This window comes from Paenisporosarcina sp. P4_D4, from assembly GCF_056401835.1.
This window is the reverse complement of record NZ_JBFUIO010000083.1, coordinates 1-10,329: the sequence shown is the minus strand read 5'-3', so window position 1 is coordinate 10,329 and position 10,329 is coordinate 1. Positions and strand designations below refer to the sequence as shown.

General features: G+C 40.0%; 9 protein-coding genes. 8 read left to right on the top strand and 1 reads right to left on the bottom strand.

Annotated features, from left to right (window positions below; translation table 11 throughout):
* The 3 genes from gcvT to gcvPB all read left to right on the top strand — a co-directional run.
* On the top strand, positions 1–840 hold an 840-nt coding region (gene gcvT / locus AC1DSL_RS13875), incomplete at its 5' end, for a glycine cleavage system aminomethyltransferase GcvT (protein WP_477532618.1).
* A gap of 24 nt (positions 841–864) precedes the next feature.
* Entirely contained in the window at positions 865–2,211 is a 1,347-nt protein-coding gene (gcvPA, locus tag AC1DSL_RS13870) for an aminomethyl-transferring glycine dehydrogenase subunit GcvPA (protein WP_477532617.1), read from the top strand.
* Positions 2,174–3,664: an aminomethyl-transferring glycine dehydrogenase subunit GcvPB gene (gene gcvPB, locus AC1DSL_RS13865; protein WP_016426952.1), complete on the top strand. Its 1,491-nt coding sequence runs from the start codon at positions 2,174–2,176 to the stop codon at positions 3,662–3,664. The genes gcvPA and gcvPB overlap by 38 nt, the downstream gene beginning before the upstream one ends.
* Before the next feature lie 480 nt (positions 3,665–4,144).
* Here the strand turns inward: gcvPB and AC1DSL_RS13860 are convergent, their stop codons facing one another.
* A complete protein-coding gene (locus AC1DSL_RS13860) occupies positions 4,145–4,525 on the bottom strand; it encodes a rhodanese-like domain-containing protein (protein WP_342543497.1) in 381 nt (126 codons plus the stop codon).
* Between the two features lie 109 nt (positions 4,526–4,634).
* On the opposite strand from AC1DSL_RS13860, the gene AC1DSL_RS13855 reads away from it, so the two are divergent.
* From AC1DSL_RS13855 to AC1DSL_RS13835, 5 genes are all read left to right on the top strand, one after another.
* The gene (locus AC1DSL_RS13855) at positions 4,635–5,471 is read left to right on the top strand and encodes a lipoate--protein ligase family protein (RefSeq protein ID WP_342543498.1); all 837 of its coding nucleotides are present in this window, start codon (positions 4,635–4,637) and stop codon (positions 5,469–5,471) included.
* A gap of 176 nt (positions 5,472–5,647) precedes the next feature.
* Complete coding sequence (locus AC1DSL_RS13850) at positions 5,648–8,212, top strand: vitamin B12-dependent ribonucleotide reductase (RefSeq protein WP_477532616.1); 2,565 nt, start codon at positions 5,648–5,650, stop codon at positions 8,210–8,212.
* Between the two features lie 261 nt (positions 8,213–8,473).
* Positions 8,474–8,896 (top strand): hypothetical protein, encoded by a 423-nt coding sequence (locus AC1DSL_RS13845; RefSeq protein WP_477532615.1) that lies wholly within the window; start codon positions 8,474–8,476, stop codon positions 8,894–8,896.
* Positions 8,897–8,956: 60 nt separating this feature from the next.
* Complete coding sequence (gene aroQ / locus AC1DSL_RS13840; protein WP_477532614.1) at positions 8,957–9,400, top strand: type II 3-dehydroquinate dehydratase; 444 nt, start codon at positions 8,957–8,959, stop codon at positions 9,398–9,400.
* On the top strand, positions 9,401–10,329 hold a 929-nt coding region (locus tag AC1DSL_RS13835; protein ID WP_477532613.1), incomplete at its 3' end, for an aminopeptidase P family protein.

Below are 10,329 nucleotides of genomic sequence, written 5' to 3'. Positions count from 1 at the left end.
GCAATGTGCTATGAAGATGGAGGGACTGTCGATGATTTATTAGTATATAAAATTGCACAGAATGACTATTTACTTGTCGTCAATGCTTCTAATATCGAAAAAGATTTTGAGTGGATGAAAAAATTCTTGATCGGTGACACCGTTGCACTTAATGTTTCAGATTCATATGGTCAACTTGCATTGCAAGGACCACTTGCAGAAAAAGTTCTGCAAAGACTGACAAAAGAAGACTTAAGCGAAATCGGCTTCTTTAAATTCAAAACAAATGTAAAACTTGGCGAATATGATGCTTTAGTGTCGCGAACAGGTTATACAGGTGAAGATGGGTTTGAAATATACGGAGAACCTGCTTCCATAGTCGCGCTATGGGACTTGATTTTGGAAGAAGGAAAAGAAGACGGAGTATTAGCTTGTGGTCTAGGTGCTCGGGATACTCTTCGGTTTGAAGCATGCTTGGCACTGTATGGCCAGGAGCTTTCAAGTGATATTTCACCACTGGAAGCGGGAATTGGGTTTGCAGTGAAATTGAAAAAAGAAGATGACTTTATCGGTCAAAAAGTGCTTGTTGCACAAAAAGAAGCGGGTATCCCACGCAAATTGGTAGGATTGGAAATGATTGATAAAGGCATTCCTAGACATGGCTATACCATTTTTAAAGATGATCAAGCTATTGGAGAAGTTACAACAGGTACACAATCCCCTACGCTGAAGAAAAATATTGGCTTGGGCTTGATTGTCAGCGAATTCACGGAGCTTGGAACTGAAGTTGAAGTGGAGATTCGTGGGAAGCGCTTGAAAGCTGTTACCGTTGCAACTCCGTTTTATAAACGCCAAAAATAACTGTCGGAAAGAGGTCATGACCCAATGAAACATCGTTATTTGCCAATGACGGAACAAGATCAAAAAGAAATGTTGGATACAATTGGTGTTTCTTCTATAGATGAGCTATTCTCGGATATCCCTGAAAAAGTTCGTTTCCAAGGAGAATATCAAATTAAAGCAGCCAAATCAGAGTCTTCTTTATTAAAAGAGTTGTCTCAAATGGCTGCGAAAAATGCGGACAATAAAGCATATGCATCTTTTTTAGGTGCTGGTGTATATGACCATTACAAGCCGATTATTGTAGACCATGTTATTTCTCGTTCTGAATTCTATACAGCTTACACTCCATATCAGCCAGAAATTTCACAAGGTGAGCTTCAAGCTATTTTTGAATTCCAAACAATGATTTGTGAGTTGACTGGAATGGATTTGGCGAACTCTTCGATGTATGACGGCGGTACAGCACTTGCAGAAGCAGGTATGCTTGCAGCTGGTCATACAAAACGCAAAAAACTTCTCGTTTCCGGTGCAGTCAATCCAGAATCTCAAGACGTGGTTCGCATGTATGCATTGGGTCAATCGATTGAAGTTGTTCAGATTCCAACTAAAGACGGCGTAACTGATATTGATGCATTAAGCGAAATGATCGATGACAATACTGCTGCTGTTCTTGTTCAATATCCTAACTTCTTTGGTCAAGTGGAAGACTTGCGCAAAGTGGAAGCAGTTACACATGGAGCGAAGGCTTTGATGGTGGTTTCTTCAAACCCATTGGCACTTGGGATTTTGACTTCACCAGGTAAATTTGGTGCAGATATTGTCGTAGGGGATGCACAGCCATTCGGTATCTCTGAGTCCTTCGGCGGACCTCACTGTGGATACTTTGCGGTTACGAATAAATTAATGCGTAAAGTTCCAGGGCGTCTAGTAGGAGAAACAACAGATGAAGTGGGACGACGTGGTTTTGTTTTAACTTTGCAAGCGCGTGAGCAACACATTCGTCGTGACAAGGCGACTTCTAACATTTGTTCGAATCAGGCATTGAATGCACTTGCTGCTTCAGTAGCAATGACTGCGCTTGGTAAAAAAGGTGTGCAGGAAATTGCCACTCAAAATATCCTGAAAACGAACTATGCTAAAAAAGCATTTGAAGCGGCAGGATTTGAAGTAGCGTACCAAGGTCCACACTTCAACGAAATCGTTGTCAACGTTAAAACATCTGTAACAACAATAAATAAAGAGTTGTTTAATAAAGGCATCATTGGTGGATTCGACTTAGGAAAAGTTGATGAAAAATTGGAAGGGCATGCGTTGATCGCAGTCACTGAACAACGGACGAAAGAAGAAATCGATGCACTTGTGCAAGAAATGGGGTCTTTCCGTGCATAAAGATAATCAACCATTAATTTTTGAAATGACAAAAGAAGGCCGAGTAGGCTATAGCTTACCTGATCTTGATATTCCAGAAGTAGATTTATCAACGTTGTTGCCTGAAGGTTTGCTTCGAGAAGAAGCGGCGGAACTTCCTGAGGTATCTGAACTGGATATCATGCGTCACTATACAGCACTTTCTAAGCGTAATCACGGTGTCGATTCAGGATTTTATCCATTAGGCTCTTGTACGATGAAATACAATCCGAAAATCAATGAATCAGTTGCGCGTTTCCCTGGATTCGCTAATATTCATCCACTTCAAGATGAAGAGACTGTTCAAGGTGCAATGGAATTAATGTATGATCTTCAAGAACATTTGATTGAAATTACGGGAATGGATGATTTAACGCTTCAACCGGCTGCAGGTGCTCATGGAGAGTGGACTGCTCTAATGATGATTCGTGCTTTCCATGAAGCAAACGGGGACACACATCGTACGAAAGTAATCGTACCTGACTCTGCTCATGGGACAAACCCAGCATCGGCAACGGTAGCTGGATTTGATACAATCACGGTTAAATCTGACGAAAACGGCTTGGTTGATTTAGAAGATTTAAGAAGAGTGGTTGGGGAAGATACAGCTGCGTTAATGTTAACGAACCCGAATACTTTAGGATTATTTGAAGAAAACATTTTAGAAATGGCTTCTATTATCCACGGTGTTGGTGGGAAGTTGTACTATGATGGAGCAAACTTAAATGCGGTTATGTCAAAAGCACGTCCAGGCGATATGGGCTTCGACTGTGTTCATTTAAACTTGCATAAAACATTCACAGGCCCACACGGTGGTGGTGGACCAGGATCCGGTCCAGTTGGCGTGAAGAAAGACTTGATTCCATTCTTGCCAAAACCAGTACTTGTAAAAACAGAAGAAGGCTACCACTTCGATTACAATCGTCCTCAATCAATCGGGCGAGTGAAGCCGTTCTATGGAAACTTCGGAATCAATGTACGTGCCTATACGTATATTCGTTCAATGGGTCCAGACGGATTGAAAGCCGTAACGGAATACGCTGTATTAAACGCAAACTATATGATGCGTCGTCTGCAGCCTCATTTCGACTTGCCATATGATCGTCACTGTAAACATGAATTTGTATTGAGTGGCCGTCGTCAAAAGAAATTGGGAGTCCGTACACTCGATATGGCTAAACGACTGCTTGACTTTGGATATCATCCGCCAACAATTTACTTCCCATTAAATGTAGAAGAGGGCATGATGATCGAACCGACAGAAACAGAATCTAAAGAAACGCTAGATGCGTTCATCGATGCGATGATCCAAATAGCGAAGGAAGTCGAAGAGACACCTGAAATCGTGCAACAAGCTCCTCATACAACAGTTATTAAACGTCTGGATGAGACTAAAGCTGCCCGTACACCAGTATTACGTTATAAAAAAGCATAAGAATGAAGAAAGAGAGCTCATCAATCGAGCTCTCTTTTAGATTCACTTCATTTACTGTTTATAAATATAAGAACATGTCTTTCGATGACGCGTTCGGCAAGAAAACCATGGAATTCCTCAATTTAGAACCATTGATTAAACATAAAAAGACACCCAGTTAAGAGTATCTTTTGTTTTTATAATATCAATTTTGTAGTAGTATAAATCTCTTATCAAAGGTCGTATAAAATGTGTGAAATACAGGAGTAGCAGGTTTGAACCTATCAACATCCGGATGTTTTTCGCTAAATTCTTCGATAAAGTTATTTATTGGCATATTATTACTCTCTCATTTTAGCTGTAATCCCGGTGTGCTGTCCGAATCCTATAAAATCAAGGAAATGAGTGTAATTGGTTTCATTGAGACCTCAGTTATTGTAAAATTTCATACATATGTTTTTGATGAAAAAAGTCCCTCCATTTGGAAGAACTTTGAATGACTTATTTTGTTCTGATTTTCCCAGTCCACTGACGGAAACCGCCTTGCAGTTGGTAAATTTGGTTATAGCCTTTTTTCTTAAGGAACAATGCCGTACGTGCGCTTCTTGCGCTATTTTGGCAATATAAGTATACGGGCTTGTCCGCACGAATTTCTTTGTAACGCTGACGCATTTGTGATGAAGGAATATTACGTGCTCCAAGGATATGTCCACCTTCAAATTCTTTAGGTTCACGCACATCCACAAGTTGTGCTTTACGGTATCCTTCAATGAATTGTTCTTGTGTTAAACCTGATACAGCCTTTTTTAATCGCAAAGACGAGATTAAAAAGTAAATGATCAAACCAAATAATGCAGCAGAGCTAATGTATACAAATGTCAAAACAACTTTCCCCTTTCTATCTATGTTCTTATTATAAAAGAAAGTGTAGCCACAATACAATCGGTTTGTTAATATGAATAGCATTGTGACATTTTGAGGAGGAAAATATATGTCTAAACCGATTTGGTATTTTATTAATTCTGGCGCTTGCAGTCCGTCCTTCAATATGGCGCTGGATGAAGCTTTAATGGACTGGCATAGTGATGGGATCCTTCCACCTATTGTCCGATTCTATGGATGGGCACCTGCAACATTATCCATAGGTTATTTTCAAAATGTCAAAAAAGAAATCAACATGGAAGCTGTCAAAGAGCATAACTTAGGTTTTGTCAGACGTCCCACCGGAGGACGTGGCGTATTGCATGAACATGAATTAACATATAGCATTATCGTCAGTGAAGACTATCAAGATATGCCTGCGACCGTCACGGAAGCTTACCGTGTGCTGAGTGAAGGGTTATTGATTGGCTTTCAGAAGCTTGGATTGAACGCCTATTTCTCGGTGCCTGATACTGATAAAATGAAGAGTGATTTAAAAAATCCAAAAAGTGCCGTCTGTTTCGATGCACCGTCATGGTATGAATTAGTTGTGGAAGGTAAAAAAGTAGCAGGAAGTGCACAAACAAGACAAAAAGGTGTCATTCTTCAACATGGAGCGATTCTTTTAGACCTGGATGAAGATAAACTAGTTTCTTTATTTAACTATCCATCGGAAGCAGTAAAAGAGCGAGTTCGTAGAGGCCTTCCGCAAAAAGCGGTGGCAATAAATCGTTTGCGGGAAACTCCAGTTACGATCGAAGAATGTGAAGAGGCATTTAAAGATGGTTTTGCTGAAGGTCTTAATGTCAATTTTCAACCATATGTGCTAACAATCGAGCAATTGGATTATGTGAAAAAGCTTGAAACTCGACGTTATGCAAATGACGAATGGACATACCGCAAATAATAGGTAAAAAGAATTAATTTGACCAAAAAATAAGTAGTATTTTCCTATAGACGTTGTGTGTGTATGTTCGAACATACATCCGCTTTATTTGATTTAGATGTCAATATATAGTACCCTAAACACAACGCGTAACACTATATGTAGTGTTTTTTCTGTTAATTAAGGAGGAGTAGTAAATGGTACTAGTTTCCAAGCAACAAATAGGGGAGTTAAACATTGAAATGTTGAATAATGACATCGTTTCATTCCCTCAAGTTCATCCCATCACGAATGACATGACATTAACTCACAAAGGTGTATCTAGGTTAGTCATGATTGACCGCTATTCTTTTAAAGATACTGAAAAGAAAACACTAAAAGCAGGCGACTTTGTCGTATTGACGGTTAAGGAAGACCCGAAATTCCCTGCCCGCGGTTTGGGTTATGTTGTTTCCATCGATCATTCGACAAATAAAGTACGTGTTTTAATTGAAGAAGATTATAGAAGTGCAATTGATGATCCAATTGAGCAGGAGTCGGGTATTGTAACTCGTTCCATTAATGTTATCGAAAAACCTTTGGAAGTTTTCTATGAGCAAATTGCTAAACGCAATGCGACCGGACTTGCTTCTGTTGAAACTTCTGAAGAGAAGAAAAAAGAATGGTTTGAAAAGTTTTATAAGCAATTGGTCCAATTGAAATTTATTCCCGCAGGACGTGTGCTTTATGGAGCGGGTGCAGGAACAGACGTTACATACTTCAATTGTTACGTTATGCCCTTTGTGCCGGATTCCCGTGAAGGTATTTCCGATCACCGTAAACAAGTAATGGAAATTATGAGTCGAGGTGGGGGAGTTGGAACAAACGGATCAACTTTGCGTCCACGCAATACACTCGCTAAAGGTGTAAACGGAAAGTCATCTGGTTCTGTTTCATGGTTGGACGATATCGCAAAACTAACACATTTGGTTGAGCAAGGCGGCAGTCGCAGAGGCGCTCAAATGATTATGTTGGCAGATTGGCATCCTGACATTGCGGAATTCATCATTTCCAAAATGCAAAATCCTAGAATTCTACGTTTCCTGATTGAAAATACAAATGATGAAACCATCAAGCAATTAGCGAATGACAAGCTTAAATTTAAAGCTCTGACACATCAAGAAGAAGCAATGTACCAAGGGATAGTAAATTACAAGACAATTCCTGGCCAGGGTGGATTCAGTGATGCAATTTTCCGTGATGCAGAAACGAAACTCCACGATGGAGGCACATATAGTGTTAACAATTCCGAATTCTTAACAGGAGCCAATATATCTGTGACATTGACCGACGATTTCATGAAAGCTGTGGAAGAAGACGGCGATCACGAGTTACGCTTCCCCGCTGTTGAAAGTTATTCAGCTGAGGAAATGGTAACGTACAATGAGAAATGGCACGAAGTCGGGGATGTACGTGAATGGGAAAAACAAGGACATGCCATCCGAACTTACCGTACGATGAAAGCGAAAGATTTGTGGAATCTCATTAACGTTTGTGCAACGTATTCTGCAGAGCCTGGCATTTTCTTTATCGACAATGCAAACGAAATGACCAATGCAAAAGCGTATGGACAACAAGTGGTTGCTACCAACCCATGTGGAGAACAACCGTTGGCACCTAATTCTGTATGTAACTTGGCAGCTGTGAATTTAGCTCAGTTTGCGAATAAAGATACAAAAACTGTCGATTTTGATAGCTTGAGAGAAACAGTACGTGTTGGAGTTCGCATGCAGGACAATGTTATTGATGCAACACCTTACTTCCTTGAAGACAATAAAAAACAAGCTTTGGGTGAACGTCGTGTTGGTCTAGGAGTAATGGGGCTTGCAGACTTACTAATTTATTGTGAAAAAGAGTACGGTTCAGTGGAAGGTAACGTTCTTGTCGACCAAATCTTCGAAACGATAGCAGTAACAGCATATGAAACATCTGCAGAACTTGCTGCAGAACGTGGAAGTTTCCCGTTCTTGCAAGGGGAAACAAATGAAGAAACTAACCGTCTGAGAGACGCTTTCATCAATACCGGATTTATGAAAAAAATGCCTGAGCATGTTCGTCAGTCTATCAAAGAAACAGGCATTCGCAACTCTCACTTGTTGACCGTAGCACCAACTGGATCAACTGGAACATTAGTGGGAGTGTCGACAGGTCTGGAACCTTATTTCTCCTTCACGTACTTTCGTAGTGGCCGTTTAGGGAAATTCATCGAAGTAAAAGCGGACATTGTTCAGGAATACTTGAACGCAAACCCTGAAGCAGATGAACAAAGCTTGCCAGAATGGTTTGTTGCTTCAATGGAATTGGCACCTGAAGCGCATGCGGATGTTCAGTGCATAATTCAACGTTGGATTGACAGCTCGATTTCGAAAACTGTTAATGCACCACGCGGTTATACAGTTGAACAAGTACAAGGCGTTTATGAAAGACTTTATCGTGGTGGTGCTAAAGGCGGGACAGTTTATGTGGATGGCAGCCGTGATGCACAAGTCCTGACACTTAAAGCGGAAGAAAATGTGATGGATGAACATCATTATGAAGAAACCATCATTGGGAAACGTCCAGTTGTCCTGATCGATACAATCCAAGATCTTCGTTCAACGAATGTCACAATCGGCTCAGAAGTAGGAAACACATGTCCTGTTTGCCGTCAGGGGACCGTAAAAGAAATGGGTGGCTGTAATACGTGTACAAATTGCGGTGCTCAATTGAAATGTGGACTTTAAGTTTAACAGTTAAAAACGCTGTTTTGAGAATGCCACTAGCAAGTAGATTTATTAGATGAAGAAAACGCACGCTGTATCCTTGGGATACAACGTGCGTTTTTTCGTTTTAGATTAATCTGTTTAACAATGAAAGAGCCGTATCAACGCTTGCAACAGTAATTATCGCTTTAATTGTACTAATTTTTTTAAAAAGCACTATATCTATGAATAGAGAGAGTGAGGTTAGTCAAAATTGAATAAATAGAAAGGAATGTGATTTGAATGAAAGGTACTCACTTCTTAACGATTTCAGTAGCACATGCTGTGGTTTTCACTATAATATTAAAGTTTTTATATGTTTTTGATTATATTCCATGGAGCCCAATAAAATGGACTAAGAGATGGCAAGTATTTTCCGACGCTCACCCATCAGTCAAATGGTTTCTTACTTTTCTGGTCGTCTTCTTGATCATCAATCTTGCGATGGCTCTGTTCATGATTGTCAGCAAAATGCCGGCGATTGCCACGTCAATTGTTGTTGGATTTGCCATCTGGATTCTGCTGGAATGGAGTATTTATCAAGATTTTTCCCATATAAGTTGGAAGTCGGTACCGATTATTTCGGTTATTTTAATAATTTGCAGAGCCCTTGCCGAGACGATTCATTACTATGACCAAGAGGTTTATGATGACAAGAGAAAGTAGTTGCTGCAACTATTTGTTATGATAAAATGAAGGGGGCACGATGGAACTGGAGGAAAAAAGATGAAAATTCTTTGTTTAAATGGGCCTAACCTAAATCGTTTAGGAAAACGTGAACCTGCTATTTATGGACATGAAACGTTGGAAGATGTAGAGCAAAAGCTTATAACTTACGGAAAACAATCGGATATTCATGTTCAATGTAAGCAATCGAATCACGAAGGTGAACTAATTGATTGGCTGCACAATGCAGAAGATGATGGAATTAACGGCATTATTTTCAACCCTGGAGCTTATACTCATACAAGTTATGCGATACGTGATGCCATCGCTTCCATTACCGTTCCGGTAATAGAGGTTCATATTTCTAATATCCATAGCAGAGAAAGTTTTCGTCACAAATCTGTCTTGGCTCCTGAATGTGTTGGTCAAATAAGTGGTCTCGGAACTTTCGGTTATACCTTAGCACTAGAAACATTTTTACATAGAAGAAAAGGGGAATCTTAAATGGAGAAATTGTCTAAATTACGTGAAGCTTTAGGGGAACACCAGATTGATGCCTTGTTAATTACAAGTGGCTACAATCGCCGGTACATAACTGGTTTTACGGGGACTGCTGGTATTGCCATCGTTTCCAAAGATCAAGCTGTTTTTATTACGGATTTCCGTTACACGGAACAAGCGGCAAAACAGATTAAAAACTTTGAAATTGTCCAACATACGAAAACGATGCTGGAAGAAGTAAGTGTCCAATTAGAAAAAATGAATGTGAGAAAAGTAGGTTTTGAGAAAGACGACATGAGCTATGCCGTGTATGAGAGTTACAAAAAGGCGGTTAATACTGAACTTGTACCTGTATCAGGTCTTATTGAGAAAATCCGCTTGATTAAGACGCCTCAAGAGATTACTATTATTAAGGCTGCCGCGGATATCGCTGAAGCGGCTTTTGAACATATCCTTACATTTATCGCACCTGGAAAAACGGAATTGGAAGTTTCTAATGAACTTGAATTCTTTATGCGCAAACAAGGAGCATCATCATCTTCATTCGATATTATTGTGGCATCTGGGTTTCGTTCAGCACTTCCACATGGTGTCGCGACGGATAAAGTCATCGAAAAAGGCGATTTTGTTACATTGGACTTCGGTGCGTTGTATAATGGATATGTATCAGACGTAACGAGAACTGTTGCTATCGGTGAACCGAGTGAGCAATTAAAAGAAATTTATCAAATTGTACTAGACTCACAACTGTTGTCTTTGGAAAAAATCAAACCAGGTATGACTGGAATTGAAGCGGATGCAATCGCTCGTGATTATATCAAATCCAAAGGTTATGGTGAAGCGTTCGGTCATTCTTTAGGACATGGTATCGGATTAGAAGTACACGAAGGGCCTGGATTATCTTTCCGTTCGGAAACTGTTCTGGAAGAAGG

Coding starts and splice junctions, on each gene's coding strand:
- gcvPA (WP_477532617.1), top strand. CDS start 865: ATGAAACATCGTTATTTGCCAATGACGGAACAAGATCAAAAAGAAATG.
- gcvPB (WP_016426952.1), top strand. CDS start 2,174: ATGCACTTGTGCAAGAAATGGGGTCTTTCCGTGCATAAAGATAATCAA.
- AC1DSL_RS13855 (WP_342543498.1), top strand. CDS start 4,635: ATGTCTAAACCGATTTGGTATTTTATTAATTCTGGCGCTTGCAGTCCG.
- AC1DSL_RS13850 (WP_477532616.1), top strand. CDS start 5,648: ATGGTACTAGTTTCCAAGCAACAAATAGGGGAGTTAAACATTGAAATG.
- AC1DSL_RS13845 (WP_477532615.1), top strand. CDS start 8,474: ATGAAAGGTACTCACTTCTTAACGATTTCAGTAGCACATGCTGTGGTT.
- aroQ (WP_477532614.1), top strand. CDS start 8,957: ATGAAAATTCTTTGTTTAAATGGGCCTAACCTAAATCGTTTAGGAAAA.